At 40.2% G+C, this 16471-nt stretch carries 13 protein-coding genes and 1 pseudogene; 8 read left to right on the top strand and 6 right to left on the bottom strand.

Annotation, left to right across the window (positions count from 1 at the left end; genetic code table 11):
* Positions 1–44: 44 nt before the first annotated feature.
* From IQO02_RS08845 to IQO02_RS08835, 3 genes are all read right to left on the bottom strand, one after another.
* Complete coding sequence (locus IQO02_RS08845; RefSeq protein WP_016798369.1) at positions 45–314, bottom strand: hypothetical protein; 270 nt, start codon at positions 312–314, stop codon at positions 45–47.
* A 299-nt stretch (positions 315–613) separates the two neighbouring features.
* A complete protein-coding gene (locus IQO02_RS08840) occupies positions 614–1822 on the bottom strand; it encodes a NupC/NupG family nucleoside CNT transporter (RefSeq protein ID WP_010428547.1) in 1209 nt (402 codons plus the stop codon).
* A 443-nt stretch (positions 1823–2265) separates the two neighbouring features.
* Positions 2266–2886, bottom strand: a complete 621-nt coding sequence (locus IQO02_RS08835) for a hypothetical protein (protein WP_010428546.1) — start codon at positions 2884–2886, stop codon at positions 2266–2268.
* 419 nt (positions 2887–3305) lie between these two features.
* Between IQO02_RS08835 and IQO02_RS08830 the strand changes: the two genes are divergently transcribed.
* The 4 genes from IQO02_RS08830 to IQO02_RS08815 all read left to right on the top strand — a co-directional run bounded on the left by IQO02_RS08830 (position 3306) and on the right by IQO02_RS08815 (position 6050).
* Entirely contained in the window at positions 3306–3782 is a 477-nt protein-coding gene (locus tag IQO02_RS08830) for a hypothetical protein (RefSeq protein ID WP_016769108.1), read from the top strand.
* A gap of 285 nt (positions 3783–4067) precedes the next feature.
* Positions 4068–4337, top strand: coding sequence for a PTS sugar transporter subunit IIB (locus tag IQO02_RS08825; protein ID WP_010428543.1), 270 nt, complete (start codon positions 4068–4070; stop codon positions 4335–4337).
* Between the two features lie 10 nt (positions 4338–4347).
* The gene (locus IQO02_RS08820; RefSeq protein ID WP_010428541.1) at positions 4348–5604 is read left to right on the top strand and encodes a PTS ascorbate transporter subunit IIC; all 1257 of its coding nucleotides are present in this window, start codon (positions 4348–4350) and stop codon (positions 5602–5604) included.
* Positions 5601–6050, top strand: coding sequence for a PTS sugar transporter subunit IIA (locus IQO02_RS08815; RefSeq protein WP_010428538.1), 450 nt, complete (start codon positions 5601–5603; stop codon positions 6048–6050). The genes IQO02_RS08820 and IQO02_RS08815 overlap by 4 nt, the downstream gene beginning before the upstream one ends.
* Before the next feature lie 147 nt (positions 6051–6197).
* Here the strand turns inward: IQO02_RS08815 and IQO02_RS08810 are convergent, their stop codons facing one another.
* Positions 6198–7463 (bottom strand): HD-GYP domain-containing protein, encoded by a 1266-nt coding sequence (locus tag IQO02_RS08810; RefSeq protein ID WP_010428535.1) that lies wholly within the window; start codon positions 7461–7463, stop codon positions 6198–6200.
* 223 nt (positions 7464–7686) lie between these two features.
* Here IQO02_RS08810 and IQO02_RS08805 point away from each other — a divergent pair, with 223 nt between their 5' ends.
* Positions 7687–8223, top strand: a complete 537-nt coding sequence (locus IQO02_RS08805; protein ID WP_016799636.1) for a GNAT family N-acetyltransferase — start codon at positions 7687–7689, stop codon at positions 8221–8223.
* Positions 8224–8310: 87 nt separating this feature from the next.
* On the opposite strand, the gene IQO02_RS08800 is transcribed toward IQO02_RS08805, so the two are convergent.
* Together IQO02_RS08800 and IQO02_RS08795 are read right to left on the bottom strand one after the other, a co-directional pair.
* The gene (locus IQO02_RS08800) at positions 8311–9660 is read right to left on the bottom strand and encodes a sensor histidine kinase (protein WP_010428532.1); all 1350 of its coding nucleotides are present in this window, start codon (positions 9658–9660) and stop codon (positions 8311–8313) included.
* On the bottom strand, positions 9653–10342 hold the full coding sequence (locus IQO02_RS08795; protein WP_010428531.1) for a response regulator transcription factor: 690 nt from the start codon (positions 10340–10342) through the stop codon (positions 9653–9655). The genes IQO02_RS08800 and IQO02_RS08795 overlap by 8 nt, the downstream gene beginning before the upstream one ends.
* Positions 10343–10879: 537 nt before the next feature.
* On the opposite strand from IQO02_RS08795, the gene IQO02_RS08790 reads away from it, so the two are divergent.
* The 3 genes and pseudogenes from IQO02_RS08790 to IQO02_RS08780 all read left to right on the top strand — a co-directional run bounded on the left by IQO02_RS08790 (position 10880) and on the right by IQO02_RS08780 (position 16199).
* Positions 10880–11437, top strand: coding sequence for a hypothetical protein (locus tag IQO02_RS08790; protein WP_010428529.1), 558 nt, complete (start codon positions 10880–10882; stop codon positions 11435–11437).
* Between the two features lie 115 nt (positions 11438–11552).
* Positions 11553–13558: pseudogene (locus tag IQO02_RS08785) on the top strand (putative bifunctional diguanylate cyclase/phosphodiesterase).
* Positions 13559–14456: 898 nt separating this feature from the next.
* Complete coding sequence (locus IQO02_RS08780) at positions 14457–16199, top strand: EAL domain-containing protein (protein ID WP_010428524.1); 1743 nt, start codon at positions 14457–14459, stop codon at positions 16197–16199.
* Positions 16200–16471 lie beyond the last annotated feature (272 nt).

The raw sequence follows: 16471 nt of genomic DNA, 5'->3' as shown, positions 1-16471 counted from the left end.
ACCCCAAAAGAACGTGCAAAGAGTCGTCTGTTTGAACTTATGGTTTAAGCTTCCGGTTTGCTTGAAAAGAACCCACCGATCTTATAACCGATCGCATAGCAAACGACGGCAACTGTGACAAATACCAATGCCGAGAAAAAGTACGCTACCGATGCCGCTACGCCAGTGCCCCATACAACGCTAAACACTAAACCGAGATAAGCCTCTTGCGGCCACTGAGAAATAGGAAACTGAGTACCACCGGCAATAAGATAAACCATCGCAAACAAGCCGATAAAGGCAGTGATAATACCAATGAGAACGCGCATGTTCATGGGGAGACCTTTGATTTATTGGACTTGGTTGCCATTATTCTTCGTCGAAAACGGATGTGCTTAATCGAAACCGAATGCTATTAATCGAAACAGAATGATATTAATCGCAACCTAATGATATTCAAGTATATAGGATAAGAGAGACTTGCTCTATTACTCTTCCGAGTGAACCTTGTACACTGCAGAGCTATGAAAGTGTTAGTTTGAATCTGAATCAACTTAACGAGCAGGCACAAAAAAGCGGACACCCTTCTCACGTTGAATCCGCAAGAAAGATATTCGCTTCAACTGAATCTCGCTTAAAGCAGGATGAAGATACCCGCTAAACACGCACTCATTAGGTTTGCAAGCGTACCAGCAGCTACTGCTTTCAAGCCTAAGTTTGCCACTTCAGCACGACGCTCTGGTGCCATTACACCGATTGAACCCAGCTGAATTGCGATAGAGCCAATGTTAGCAAAGCCACATAGAGCAAACGTCACGATGACTTGGCTGTGTTCAGATAACAGCGCTTTGTTCTCAACGAAATCGATGAAAGCAACAAACTCGTTCATTACAATCTTCTGACCGATGTATGAACCCGCCATCAAAACTTCATCACTCGGGATACCAATGAGCCATGCTAAAGGCGAAAACAGGTAACCGAAGATAGCTTGCAGCGTAATACCCGCAAAACCAAACGTTTCACCCAAGCTTTCTAATCCTGTGTTTACCATCGCAATCACACTCACGAAGGCTATCAACATAGTACCGACAGCGACTGCCACTTTCATACCGTTCATTGCACCACTTGCCAGTGCATCGATCACATTGCTTTGGTCTGCTTTATCTAGCTCAATGTGCTCGTAATCACTTGGCGTACTGCGCTCAGGAACAATGATCTTCGCCATTAAAAGGCTACCAGGAGCCGCCATGAAGCTTGCTGCGATAAGGTATTTAAGCTCAACACCTAATCCGGCATAACCACCTAGCACGCTACCCGCAACCGATGCCATACCACCAGCCATGACGGCAAACAGCTCAGAACGAGTCATAGATTTTAAAAACGGTCGAATAAGAAGAGGAGACTCCCCCTGAGAAAGGAAGATGTTGCCCGTAGCGACCAAAGATTCTGCTTTACTGGTACCAAGCAGTTTCTGCACGGCACCACCAAGAATTTGAATCACTTTTTGCATTACGCCTAAGTAGTAAAGCGCGGAGATCAAAGCACTGAAGAAGATGATAATTGGAAGTACGCGAACTGCGAAAATAAAACCATCAGTGGCTAGATCACCGAAAAGAAAAGCGATACCAGCGTCCGCAAAACCAAGCAGGCTAGAAACACCGTTGCTCATGCTCGTTAGTGCCAATTGTCCCCATGGAAAATACAACACTAGGGCTGCGAAACCGATTTGAAGTAATAGTGCACGAGAGACCGTTTTCCAGTTAATCGCAGAACGACTTTCAGATAACAAGCACGCACAAGCAATCAGTGCAATCACACCGACAAGACCAAATAGAATATTCATAATGTGTCCTAGTAGCCCTTAAAGAGTGAACATGAGCCAAATAAATGACATCAAAGGAATAGGACAAAGAACCGCAAGCAAAACGCTACGCGATGAAGGAGCTAACAAAGTTAGCGAATGTAACAACGAGTTGTTCATGTAAAGATCACCTTATACAAGCAGTGGAACGTAGCTGGTCCGGTCCGTGGGGTCATTCACATATCCATGTGACGGCTTGTATTGGCTAAGCACCGGCTTAAAACCGGAAGAGAAGTATAGACAGTTAAATGAGACTTTCATCACATATTTTGACGCAAACGATCGCGCGGTTAAGGATTGCGCAAAACGGAGTGTTTATCGGTGAGATCGACCGGAGCAGTCAGATATAAGTTAACTAGATCTATTGTTAAAATAAAAAGCCACAGGACGTGGCTTTTCTAGAATATAAAAGAAAATACCAGTAACTAGTTTAGCAAAGCACTTTTTACTTCAACATCTTGAAAGATTTCTTCAAAACGCTGTTTATAGATAAGCTGCATCTCATTGATAATCGCGCCGCCATCCGGAACATCATTCTCACCTTGGAAGTTTTTACTCAGTAACTTCTTACCGGCTTCATCATAAATAATCACATTAACGTTGTACCAAGAGTTATCTGTGAACGCGTGGAAATCATACTTCCATTCATTCAAGACGAACATCATAGATTTATTGTCGAACGCTTTCATCTGCTCAACGACTTTTGTGATGTCTTCGTTTGGTGTCGTCTCGACTGAGTCCACCGTCACTTGCTGCTTCTTTAAGCCTGCAACGAGCCTATCAGTCAAAAACTGAGACATTGGTTGCTGAGTCGCCGTATTATATGAATAAGGTATCCCAAATGAACTGCGAATGATGCCCTCAAACTTTGGTTCTTTATCTTGGTCTAGAACGTATGGACGTTTATCAATGACAGCAATAGTCAGCGCTTTTTCTTGTGGGACCACACTCAATTGCGGAGCACTTTGTTCCGCAGTTAATACAGTTGCACAGCCAGAAAGCCCAAGCGATACTGCAACGAGCAGTAAACTGACGAGTTTTTTCATTATATTTACCTATCTTATTGTTTTGAATAGGATGTTCTAACAAAAACAGACGCAATCAGTAAACATTCATTAAATCAATAATTTACAAAACTACTATCAATGCAGATTTCATCACATATTTACCTGTATTTATTGACCAATTACCTAATAAAAAGCTACCTAACAGTCACTTGTAAACAAGCTTTATGAAATGAGCGCGAGATGTTTATGCCTTGTAGTGAGCAGAGTAATTGTGCAGTTAATTCTGTGTAATTATTACCCCTTTTCTGTGTTGTGCCTCATTTACCGCCACTTCAAGATTCATCTTAAGTTTAGATGGGTATATACTTTGTATTAACTCACCCATTCATTATCTATAAAAATTAGAGCTGATTAGATATAACAGCCATCAAAACGAAGAGAGGACACACGTGAAGAAAATGGAAGCTCCGCACGACATGAACAATGGAGCTAGATTCAAAACAAATAGACACGGCTATGTGACAGTAGTTGAATATTACAATACACATACTGTTATTGTTGCGTTTGAAAATACTGGAAATATTCGCGCTATTAGTGCGGCGAAATTACGTACAGGTCAACTTACCGATCGTTCAGTAGCTCCTGAGTCAATTATGATTGGTGAACAAGTTGAATCTGTAAAACACGGTATTCTTACTATCACCCAAGTCGAATCTGAAAATATTGTTGTGCTGACGAATGCGAATAATGAAGAAATTCGCATGCTCTTACCCGCAGTACAAAAAATGAAAGACAAGCTTGAAGATATAGATAATGAAAAAATTGAAAATCCAAAACCAACCTCACTTAGCCAATTAACAAAAAGAAGCAAAAAGACCAAAGACGTTAATAGCATGCTCAAGAAAATGCTTACCGATTACGGTCGATACGATTAATTGTCTATTTTCCTCAATAAAGCCGCTCGATGTTCACACCCGCACGCCTCAAATAAATAAGCCAATCTCTTTGAATAAAATACATTGCATATTCGAATAAAAAAGTTAAATTTGATCAAAGTCTCACTCTGTATCTTTGCTGAAAATTAACGAGACCCCCATCACAATCTCATTTTGACTTTGTGATGGAGATCTTATTGAATTCGTAATATTTCCATTACTATGCTCTCACACAATAAGAGAACGAAGCTTCTCAACCTTTAAAATCCAATTGAGACAAATATTATGAAAAAGATCCTTGTAGTTTGCGGTAATGGCCTTGGTACTTCACTTATGATGGAAATGGCAGTAAAAGAAGTCGCTAAAAAAATGGGTTTTGAAGCAGAAGTCGATCATGAAGATCTATCATCTGCGGCTTCAAGTAATGCTGATATTTGGGTAGCAGCAACAGATGTTGCAAACCAGTTAAAAGAAGGCGGAAAAGAGAATATCATCAGCCTTAAAAATATTTTTGACAAAGCATCCATCGAAGAACAATTAAAAACTTTCATGTAAGGTCAAATTTATGCAAAACTTTTTCGAGTTCATGCTTGGCTTATTAAAAGAGCCAGCAATCATGGTAGGTTTAATTGCTTTCATTGGCCTTGTTGCACAAAAAGCAGATATTTCCACCATTTTAAAAGGCACAATTAAAACCGTGATGGGTTTCCTAATTTTAGGTTTTGGTGCTGGCGCTCTTGTTGGCGCACTAAATAATTTTTCGGTTGTATTTACTGAAGCTTTTGGCGTAAGTGGTGTTATTCCAAATAACGAAGCAATTGTTGCATTAGCACAAGAAGCATTCGGTTATGAAATGGCTCTAATTATGTTCTTCGCATTCGTTGTGAATATTTTATTGGCTCGTATTACTCCTTTAAAATATATTTTCTTAACGGGTCACCACACAATGTTCATGTCTATGCTAGTAGCCGTAATTTTGTCTACAGCAAACATTGAAGGCACTGCTCTAGTCGCAATCGGCTCGCTCATTGTGGGCACACTGATGGTTGTGATGCCAGCACTAGGCCAAAAGTACACAGAGAAAGTGATGGGTACTGATCAACTGGCTATCGGTCACTTCTCTACCCTTTCTTACATCGTGTCTGGTTTCATTGGTAGCAAGTTTGGTGACACATCGAAAACAACGGAAGATATTCAAGTTCCTAAAAGCCTGATGTTCCTACGTGATACGCCTGTTGCTGTTGCAACAACCATGGCTATATTCTTCATGCTTGCGTCTATTATTGCTGGCGGTGAGTTTGTAGAAACGGTATCAAGTGGTCAGAACTGGGTTGTCTTCACCTTCATGCAATCTCTCATCTTTGCGGGTGGTGTTTACATCGTACTGCAAGGTGTGAAGATGCTAATTGCTGAAATCGTTCCTGCATTTAAAGGTATTTCGGACAAACTAGTACCGGGTGCAAAACCTGCTCTTGATTGCCCTATGGTATTCCCTGTAGCGCCAAACGCGGTACTTATCGGTTTCCTTTGTTCTTTCGCAGCTGGCCTACTAGCAATGGCTGTTCAAGGTGCGCTTGGCTGGACCATCATTGTAGCAGGCGTGGTTCCTCACTTCTTCGTTGGTGGCGCAGCTGGTGTTTACGGTAACGCTACTGGCGGTCTACGTGGTGCAATTCTAGGTTCATTCACGCAAGGTCTATGTATCTCTTTCCTACCGATGCTGCTACTTCCAGTACTGGGTGGCCTTGGTCTTGAAGCAACAACATTTGCTGACTTCGACTTCGGCGTTGTTGGTCTGATTCTAGGATGGATTGTTTCATGAGCCTGTTTGATTTAATTGGTAACCAAGGCGTTATCATCAACTCTGACGAGAACCTAACCGTTGACGCTGCGCTTGATGTGACCTGTTCAAGACTGCTAGCACACAACAAAATCGAGGCAGGCTATGTTGATGCTATTAAACAAAAGCATAAAGACATTGGCGCGTACTATGTGCTAGCACCAAAGATTGCGATGCCTCATGCTCGCCCTGAAGATGGTGTGAACGAGGCATCACTGCAAGTGACCGTGTTCAAGAAAGGGGTTGATTTAGAGTCGGAAGACAACGGTGACGTTTACCTTTCAATTACTCTGGCTGCAATGGATTCAGATAGCCATATCCATACCATTATGGCGCTATCAGAGTTGTTCCAGAATGATGATGACATTGATGCCATCATTGCAGCGGAAACAGAGCAAGAGATCATCGAGATCTTAAAACGATACTAATTTGCTCTATAGATCTTAATCTTTATCTCCTAACAGCCCCCATTAAAAAGCGATAGCCTCGGCCATCGCTTTTCTGTTTTTATTGTCTAGTCATTTATCTTCGAACATGACTTACAAATGCTTTACTGCTTTCAGCATCCACTAACATCAAAACGCATACATTCTTTTATCAGTCGATAATTCAAAGCAATATTGTGCGTGTTTTTCAAGGCACTCAAACACTTCTCGATCCAACTTATAGCTATCAACATAAGCTCTTAAGATAGCGAGAGCCTCTTGTAGTGTCATTCCCTTACGATAAGGTCGAGATTGCGTTAATGCTTGGAAAACATCCACCACAGCAACAATTCGACTCGGTTGGTCCAACTCTTCAGCGGTTTTTCCCATAGGGTAGCCTGATCCATCTAACCTTTCATGATGATTCGATGCCCACTGACAAACCTGAGGTGAGCTAAACAGTTCCTGCAACGCGAATCGAGTGTCCGTGGCGTGCCTCTTAATACAGCAATACTCTTCATCAGTCAGTAAGTCAGGCTTATGGAGAATATCACCTGGCGTTTGCAATTTACCAATGTCGTGAACTAACCCTGCTAAATAGAGTTTGCGTTGAGTGGTGTAGGAGTAACCAAGCTGTTTGGCTAAATATTCTGAAAGTTGCCCAACCTTCAAGGAGTGCTTAAAAGTAAACGAACTTTTGGTATCCACAACATTAGCAATAAATTCAGCAAAGGCAACCGTCTCATCCAATGACATTTGTTGAGAAAAGAAGGGGACTGGCTCAAAATTATCCCTCATATTTTCGATGTAAGGGATCTCCATCGAAAACCAGAAATCATCTAAATCAACTAACTCACACATGTGTTGAACGAGGTTAGTTTCAAACATCTCATCGGCTTGTTCAGTCAAACGTTCAATAATGCTCGCCTTGCCATCTGGTGTCAGGTTTCCGTAACGATCTGAAGAAGTGACACCGTAAAGATAATCTACTCTATCGGCTAGCATCACAATTGCAGCCAACTCTTTTTCCAGCTCGCTGATTGGCATTGTCTTTAACTCAATCCAAGGAGTATGGTGATAAAGTACAGGTTTAGAGAAGATTGAAAGGACGGGGCACTCTTTTAGAATCTGATAGCCCTTTTGACAATGGTGGTAGCTTGAGTCTGGAATAAACACTGAGGTCAAACTGAGTTGTTCGTCAATTTGTGACACACCGCAATCGTGAATTAAGCCTAGAGAAAACGCGAGTTGCGCCTGCTCTTCTTCCCACCCTACACTCAAAGCACACCGATAGGCGATATAGCCCACTCTTTGTCCATGGTTTTTGCTTTCAAAACCGACGTTATCAAGCGCCTTCGCTATACCAAATAGAGCCTTCCTTAGGTCTACGGTTACATTTTGGCAATGTAGATTCATTAATTAAGCCTAGAATTTTTATAGTTTTTATATATTTAGGTTGCTAATACTAATGCATAGTTAATGATTATATACACAATTATTGTGAGGATTAATGAGTTTCGTGATTGACCTAACGTATCACGAAAAATTCGTGCCACAATTGGTTGCATATTGAAAATCATCCGACATTATATTCTGCTGGCAAATATTCACTGAGCAAAACAACCAAAAAGGGAAAGACATGTTTAAGACTATAATAGATAACGAACTATCCATCGCATTGGTTGAAGAGAATTTCGCCTCTCATTACGCGGAAATCTCACAGAGCCAAAACGAGTACCTAAGCCAATGGCTTGCGTGGCCACCACACTGTAAAACAGCGCAAGACTTTAGAATCTTCATTCAACGTTCGTTACTCGATTATGCTGAAGGTAAAAGCATGACATGTGCGATTATTTATAAAGGCAACGTCGTCGGAAACTGCAGCTTCAATACAATTGACCACAGTACAAAGAAGGTAACGGTTGGCTATTGGTTATCAGAGACTAAACAAGGCAAAGGTATTGTCACTCGTGTAGTTCAAAAACTGATTGAGATTGCTTTCGAAGAGTTAGATATGGAAAAGATTGAAATATCAGCCGCGACTGAGAACATGAGCAGCCGTAAAGTTTGTGAGCGCTTACAATTCACGTTAGAAGGTATCATCACTCGTAATGAGAACTTGAATGGCCGAATCATAGACCATGCTATTTATGGCCTACATCGTTCAAAGCGATAAACACATGTCGATTAAAAATAACAAAGCCACAATATTGAACCGTGACTTTGTTATTTTATGAACCAAAGTAGCTCTTAAATCAACCCGTTATATGCACTTAGGAATCACAATACTAAATTTAGCGCCACCATATCTACTATCGTTGACTTTGATATCCCAAGTGAGTTTTTTAGCCGCCGACATGGCAATAGCAAGCCCTAACCCCAAGCCACCTGTTGTAGAAGCTCTGCTTGAATCTAGGCGCGCAAACGGAAGAAACACATCATCACGCCTGTCCTCTGGGATTCCTGAACCATTATCTTCAATAACCACCAACCAATTTTCTGAATTCTCATCCAGTGTCATCCACACTTTATCGTGTGTGTAATTACCAGCGTTTTTTAGAATATTATCGAAAACCAAACGTGCCATCGAGCAGTCACACTTAATCTTGCAATCTTGACCTACTTTGGAATCAAAGGTCACGTCATCTAACTGCGAATAACGAGTCCGATCGAGACAGTACTCATGAAGATCAGAGGTCACTTTAACCAGTTCAAAGAATGAGTTGTCCATGACATTCAATTTTGACAGCATGATGATTTCTGAAGTGAGATCGTTGATATCTTCAATGTAAGTATCAATATCATCGAAAAGCGCTTGATGATGATCAGGCGCGCCTCTTCTCAAAATATCAGTTGCCAATTGAATACGACTCAGCGGAGTTCGCACTTCATGTGGGATAGCTTGAGCAAAGATGTGGCTTTGTTTCACCTTGCTCTCGATCTCTTCCGCCATAAAGTTAAAGCTGCAGGCTAAATCAGACACAGGATGAATGTCGTCGAGGTCAGAGCGAGTACTGAGCTTCCCCTTGCCAAACTGTTTCTGCTTCTCAACCAACAATTCTATTCTTTCTTGAAAACGCCTCACAGGTAAGTAGACACTCGCCCCAATTGAGACAATCACGGCCAACAAAAGCCCAAGCAAAAAATTCCTTTCTGAATCTTCATACCATTCAATTTCAGGAGAGAAGAAATCCCCTACCTCACTAAATGCGAAACTAAATTTAGAATTTGGAAGTTGGAATACCGCCGAATACAGATTGTTATCACTAAGGTATATTGGCACACCGTTTAAAGTAGTAAATAACTCGCATCGTTGGCAAGGAGCCTCTCCCGACCAATTATCTAACAGACGTAAATTGAAAATATAAAATTGTTGGTAGCCTGTTCTGTCGAGTTCTTTATACAGAGAGTTTTCTTGATTATGTTGACGGGTATACTGCTCAACGAAGTAAATACCATCATTCAGGAAGGTTTCGATCTCAGTTCTTCGCATGTGGCCTTCGCCTAGGTTCACAAACAAAAAGATCGTTGCCGACATGCCCACAACAATCCCAAGATACAAGCGGGCAAACATTGAAACAGAGCGAAGTTTCGCCGCTATGAATTTACGCAACTAACATGTATCCCTTATTACGAACCGTACGGATCAACTGCTTATCTTTTGCATGAATACGTAACTTTCGTCGTAAACCAGAGACTCGCATATCAATCGAACGGTCATTGAAGGCGTAATCAATCCCTCTAAACAACTGACAACATTGATCTCGAGTAACGACTTGACTGATGTTATTAACCAGAAGGTTTAAGATTTCAAACTCAGCAGAAGTAAGTTTGAGGTTTTGTCCATACAGAGTAGCACTTTGGGCGGTCGTGTTGATCACGATATCACACTGCTTTTCAGGGGCAGATTCTATAGAAGCAGTAACAGGAGAAGCTCTGCGTAATAACGCTTCAATTCGCGCCAATAACGCATGACCACGAATCGGTTTCGCAACATAATCATCTGCACCAAATTTGAATAAGCTTACTTCGCTCATTTCATCAGCAGAAGCCGTCAAGACCAAGATCATCCCATTGTAAAACTCACGAGCTTGGCGACAAATCTGTGCACCATTCATACCTGGAAGCATTAAATCTAATAAGACCAAATCTGGTTCGATATTTCGGATTGCATCAAGAGCAAAATTACCCTCATGAACAACGCTAACATTGTAGCCTTCAGCTTCAAGATAAAGTGTAGTTAAACGAGCTATCTCTTGGTCATCTTCGACAATGAGCACTTTGGTTTTCAACATTCCTATCACCCGTATTAATTAAAAGCAAAGGCAGTATATATACAGATCATATATCATCAATATTGTTATTAGAGTATCGATTTTACCGTACGCAAAACATAATAATCATTTTTGTAAATATACATTTACAAAGCATAGCAATGAGCTATCAGTTCACTCTAATTTACGTAAATTCCGTAGTTTAGAGCGGATACCTCCTCGAGTTTTTAAGTAACTTTACAGCCCTTACATTTGCTTTATTTTCTTACTCACACTTACATTTCAGATCTTTACAACAACCGTTCAAATCAACCATCCATACACCACCTATATACTAGTTAATATCACCATAAAATATGAAATTAAAAGATTATAAATCTTATCAAGAATACCAAAAACGCAATAAAAACGGTTGCGTCATTTCCATTGCAGTATTTTAGATTGTTAGAAAGAAGGCGCCGTCTGTTAAGACATATATTCTTCAAGTAACATCCAATCAAATAACAAATAGAGACAATATTTTGCAATAATGACTTTCCTCACAGGGCCACTTTTCAAATGATTAAATCACTGTCATTACTACTGACTACTGCTACTTTCGTATCAACACCACTCGCTGCTGATACCCATTCGCAAGAAATGGTCAGTAAGATTCAAGATCAAGTTAAGTCTTGGATAGACATTCAAGTCATCTCACAAAGCAGCATTATTCAAAAGATGGTCTTCACCTGTGACTTTTATAATGCAACGCCTTACATCAAATCACCGGACGGCAGTGAAAGTAATTCGGGATCCTACCGCTTTTACTCGTATAACGGTGTGTTGGGGTCAATGACAGAACCCTTTACCACTCAGCCTCTACCGGAGTTAACAATGTGCCTAAAAGAAGACTTTACGGCTACCAATAGAGATGAAGCTCAACTGTTGTTCGAAGCCATTGAAACGGTATACCCAAACCATTCTATGTTCGACGATAATTTCACTAAAGAAACCTTAGAGGTCTCTAACGGGTGGCACTTCATCGATGGTGAAATTTTTGATGATAAGAAAGGCTATGCCATCGAAACCAATCCAAACGGTAAAGTCACCAAGATCATCCGATCTCTAAACCTTTAACACGTGTTCTCATTGAAAATATTGCTTTTCCTTTCATAGATTCTTTCATTAACACACGGTTTCGCATTGGCTATTAAACGCCAGAATCCAATTGAATACGCGACCAACTGAATGAATGAGTTCGGTAGGCATCGTGCGACCAAAAAATCAGTATGTAGAGCTCAACATGATGACCAGTTATCAACCTTTCGAACATCTCAAATGTCCAATCTGGATCTATGACATTGATAATAAAAGAATAACTTGGGCAAATACCAGTGCCCTCCCTTTGTGGGAATCGGAGTCTTTATTTGAGCTAACATCTCGCGATTTTAGTGTAGAGATGTCAAAAGCGATAGAGGCAACACTGGAAGAATACCAAAGGCAATTTCTGCGCAATGAAAGCATCAAGACATGGTGGAATTTCACACCTAGATACATTTCTAAACGGGCATTATGTTTGTTTTCTGGGATTCCACTGCCCGATGACCGTACCGGTATGTTAGTTCAAGTCATAGCTGAAGAAGGCAGCCTCAAACATGATCTAGCATGCTCTGACGGTGCGAACCTATCCCTCCTATTTGATAAGTCAGGAAAAGTAGTGAGCGCTAACTCAGCATTTACCAAAACTATGGTAGCCCATTTACTACCCTCTCTGATTTCGTTTCAAGCGAAGAGATCGCTGCACAATGGTTGTTTTACGCTCGTAAGGGGGGAGAGATTTTAGAAGAAGTCAGTTGTAAAATTGATGAAAAGACTCATCACTTTGATGTTCAAGGCAAATGGCTATTCGATAAAAGTGAATTACTGCTAAACCTGACATGCACAACAAAGCAAAAAGAGCGCCTGATAAAGGCTAAGTACAACGCTGAACACGATTGTCTAACCGAACTGTATAATCGGCGGGGCATTACTAATTTATTGGAAACCAGCATCGCCTACCGTGCGCCATTTGAACTAATGTTCGTCGATCTTGATGGCTTCAAATTAGTCAATGATACGTATGGACACAGTGCCGGTGACCAATTGCTCAAACAAGTTGGTGAGCGTCTTAAACAACTGGTAGATGAAACCTGCATGATCGGCCGATTTGGAGGCGATGAATTCATTGTAATCGCTCATAACTGCCGTAATCATAATATCCCACTACTATGTTCTCGCATTATTGATGCATTAAACCGGAGCTTTCATATCAGTGGTATTGGAACGCTGTCAGTAGGATGCAGTATTGGTACCGCACATTTTCCAGATAACGCCGTTGATCAAGAATCACTGTTGAAGCAAGCGGGAATGGCGATGCACATAGCCAAAGCGAATGGTCGAAATCGCTTTCAGACATTCACTCCCGACTTAGCACAAACTCTTCACCGCAAAGCTGAAATCCGTCATCGCTTGGCCCAAGCCTTAGAAAATGATGAGCTCAACTTGCACTACCAAGCCATCATGAACACTAACAGTAATAAAGTGAAAGGGTTTGAAGCTCTACTCCGATGGTCTGACAAAGACTTAGGTGACATTGGCCCTGATGAATTCATTACCTTAGCGGAAGAAACTGGGCAAATTGTACCGCTTGGGAGGTGGGTTCTTAATTCTGCGCTAAAACAGCTTTCGATGTGGCATAGAGAGTTTGATAATCAGTTAATGATGAGCATCAATATCTCTAGTATCCAGATGCACGCAAGTTTCGCCCAACAACTATCTGCGATGCTCAACTTCTACAACATACAACCTCAGAATATCGCACTTGAGATCACTGAATCGTCAATGATTTTTAAACATGGTGAAGTTAGACAAGCATTAAGCGACATTTCTAAGCTAGGAGTAGAACTTCATCTAGACGACTTTGGCACCGGATACTCATCGCTCTCAATGCTCCATGACTTACCCATTAGTACCGTTAAACTCGACAAAAGCTTTGTCCACGGGTCACACAAAGGGAGTAAGGCTATTGTTCAAGCGACCTATGCTATATGTGAAAAGTTAGGGCTCAAAGTGATTGCAGAAGGAGTCGAGACAGAAACACAGAAGGCTTTCTTAGTAGAGTGTGGTTATCAGTACTTGCAAGGATTCTTGTTTAGCAAGCCTATACCATCTAGTGAAGTAGAAAATCGCTTTCTTAGTGACCACTTGTTACACACATAAGTCACGCTTACAAAGGCTTGCATAAGTAAATACAAGATTACAATGTTTCATAAGCAACTGTTTAATATAGTTAAAAAAACGATAAGAAAACAGCTCAAACATTATACCTACTAACTGTAATGATATAAGTTTTTAGATTACCCTTTGCCTATAATTGTATATTAAGAAGAAATTAAAGAAAATGAGAAAACAACGTGGCTTCACTTTATTGTAAATTATCACCTGTTTATTAATTCTAGGGTTGATTTCCGCCGCTTCGATGGTGAAGTTATTAAATATCCAAGGCAATGCACGTGCTAGCAAAATACAGCCAATACGTATTCTACGTTAAATTTAAAATTATCTACCCTTAAGATCAGCACAATACTCTCCAACCAATGAAACCCCTTCAAATCCATTTTTATAAATTACCCACACAAAATATATTTATATTTAAATCAATACCGTAAAACTAGTATGTTTAAAGTATTAGCTTAAATTTTATACATCCTAATTAGTAATGTAAATATTAATAAATTAATTTTATCCTGAAAATTTCTGATAAATCTCACATAACAATAAACCTTGATAATAGAAACAACATCTAAATTAGCAAACCCTAAATATCGACATGAAAGCGGCAAAATGTAACGCGAGAAATGGATAAATGCTAAAACAAATGGATAAATCCTCTTTATCCCTTGTAAATCATCGGCTTTTATTTATAAATTCAGGTTTTGGATGAACATCTCCATAACCTTTCATTAAAGTCAGAATTCTGCGATTAATATCAACATCTTGAGAGAGAATGGTGACATTTTAGTTATGTTATTTAGAAAGGACTCTTGGGTTGAATGAAAATCCCAGTCACTACACATCAATCACGAAAATATAACAACGATCGCCTAGGAGTTGAGCTATGCACTGTTCTTTCAATATAAACAACAATAATGAGAGCTTGCAACTTATTTATAATGAAGAAAAGATCTATATAAAAAGAAACAGTAATAAGATATCAGAGGAAAGTCTAAATAGTAAAGAGAGTTTCGTATTTAAATACTTAATTGAAAACTCATCAATATCAAACCCGCAATCCGCGAGAGATGTTGAAGAATCTTTTAAAGCACATTTTGATGAAGAGTTCAGCCTATACGCATTAAAAAACATTATCGCTTCAATAAGAAAGAAGTATCGTAATCTCTGCAAGAAAGCAAAAGTGAATAACGACAATGAACTTATCTCTAATCTTTATAAAGTGGGTTACTTTATTGATCTCGATAAAAGCTCAGCAGACCGCATAACCCCAAAGTACAATATCAACAAATTTAAGCCAAACCACATCAAAATGTTAAAGCTGATGTTCAACACTTACCACCGAGATTTCATCAGAGCTCTGGTCGTTGTATTCACAGTTTCTGCATTTTTCTTGTTCGTTGTTTACCTTTTCCAAATCCTTTACACGACAAAGATTGCAGACGAATACAGTGAAAACACTAAGCTTATAGTAGAAGAGATCATGAATTATGGCTGCGGAAGCGATGGTTCTGTACACGCGATGAGACATTCTCTCAATCTTGATTCGATTGTGATGACGACCCCCTCCGGCTCATGCTACATCTCCACCACACGCTCAAAAAGAGTGGAGCTCGATAAAATTGACGAATTTTACAATAGCTTGGACTTCGCTTATTCACGATTCGTGCTCCCTGAGCAAAATATTGATCTCACCGCTCGTATTGCTAAGCGCGCTATCGAAGCACGCTACAGAAATTCGTTAATCCCACTGCTTATTGATTCAGTAACTATCGAAAAGGATGGTTACTATATTTTGAATCTAGGTGGAAATAGTCAGTCGATTTATCAAGCCTCTTTGCCTACAGGTGCATCCATTACGTTCTACAGCGATGACATCGTCGCATTGTGGATCATACTATCACTGCTGCTAGCAGCACTTCTATATCACTCTTATATTATTGGCTTCGTCGTATACCTGCTTCGTTGGAGGCATATCTCCTGTGAAGAGGAACCCATCATTAACACTGAAGACAACAGCGTTTTATATTATGAGCTGTTGACTCGAGTCCGTAACGTTGGGGTCTTAAGCTTCATCGACACAATGAGACGTACCAATTTACTCACTTTCCATACTATTTTGATCATTGAAACGGTCAGAAATGCCAAGTTACACAATAGCCACGAAATTTATGGCGTTAATGTCTGCCCTAGCTCTTTAGTCGGTGCCAACTTTACGAAGATTAAAGAGCACTTAATGGCGATGGAAGCGAACGAATTTGTTGTCGAAATAACCGAATACTCCAATATCGGCTACGGATGTGAAGTTATAGATAACATCAAAGAGATCAAAAAGTTGGGAATTACGATCGCATTAGATGATTTTGGTACAGGAAACAATAACATCGAAATCATTAGCACTATTGACCCAACCTACTTGAAACTGGACCGTTGTTTTGTCAAAGACATTGAGTCTGGGGATCACCATCAAGGCGTGTTGCTCAACATCTCAGAAATTGGGCGCCTATCAAACATCACCATGATTTACGAAGGTGTCGAAACTCGCAGACAACAATACATCTTGTGTCAACTTGGCTACAACTTGCATCAAGGTTACTTATACAGCAGACCTCAAAGTACAATCTACTGATCGCTTTATCGATCTTAACCACCTGTGAGCTCAATTAAGGCAACTGAAATTAGTCATAAAACGATAACTATTTCAGAGCTCACAGGAAAAGTATTACATAACCTTTCATCGAACCACCAACAGCTACCAAATTAACATCCAAAGATAAACCGAAGCGAAATGACCGCGACTTCAACATCTTTCCCGCGTTCTGTATTTTACCGTTAGCACTTCTATTCGTTTCCCTCTCATACCAATAAAGAGCTTGCCAATTCTAATAAATAGTTTAGTGT

It is taken from the genome of Vibrio sp. OPT24 (genome assembly GCF_015163545.1).
In the GTDB taxonomy this organism is placed as follows: Bacteria; Pseudomonadota; Gammaproteobacteria; order Enterobacterales; family Vibrionaceae; genus Vibrio; species Vibrio cyclitrophicus.
The sequence above is the reverse complement of the archived record's forward strand: the minus strand, read 5'-3'. Positions and strand labels throughout refer to the sequence as shown.

Excerpts from the sequence above, each read along its gene's own strand:
- IQO02_RS08845 (WP_016798369.1), bottom strand. The coding sequence starts at position 314 with ATGAACATGCGCGTTCTCATTGGTATTATCACTGCCTTTATCGGCTTG.
- IQO02_RS08840 (WP_010428547.1), bottom strand. The coding sequence starts at position 1,822 with ATGAATATTCTATTTGGTCTTGTCGGTGTGATTGCACTGATTGCTTGT.
- IQO02_RS08835 (WP_010428546.1), bottom strand. The coding sequence starts at position 2,886 with ATGAAAAAACTCGTCAGTTTACTGCTCGTTGCAGTATCGCTTGGGCTT.
- IQO02_RS08830 (WP_016769108.1), top strand. The coding sequence starts at position 3,306 with ATGGAAGCTCCGCACGACATGAACAATGGAGCTAGATTCAAAACAAAT.
- IQO02_RS08825 (WP_010428543.1), top strand. The coding sequence starts at position 4,068 with ATGAAAAAGATCCTTGTAGTTTGCGGTAATGGCCTTGGTACTTCACTT.
- IQO02_RS08820 (WP_010428541.1), top strand. The coding sequence starts at position 4,348 with ATGCAAAACTTTTTCGAGTTCATGCTTGGCTTATTAAAAGAGCCAGCA.
- IQO02_RS08815 (WP_010428538.1), top strand. The coding sequence starts at position 5,601 with ATGAGCCTGTTTGATTTAATTGGTAACCAAGGCGTTATCATCAACTCT.
- IQO02_RS08810 (WP_010428535.1), bottom strand. The coding sequence starts at position 7,463 with ATGAATCTACATTGCCAAAATGTAACCGTAGACCTAAGGAAGGCTCTA.
- IQO02_RS08805 (WP_016799636.1), top strand. The coding sequence starts at position 7,687 with ATGTTTAAGACTATAATAGATAACGAACTATCCATCGCATTGGTTGAA.
- IQO02_RS08795 (WP_010428531.1), bottom strand. The coding sequence starts at position 10,342 with ATGTTGAAAACCAAAGTGCTCATTGTCGAAGATGACCAAGAGATAGCT.
- IQO02_RS08790 (WP_010428529.1), top strand. The coding sequence starts at position 10,880 with ATGATTAAATCACTGTCATTACTACTGACTACTGCTACTTTCGTATCA.
- IQO02_RS08780 (WP_010428524.1), top strand. The coding sequence starts at position 14,457 with ATGCACTGTTCTTTCAATATAAACAACAATAATGAGAGCTTGCAACTT.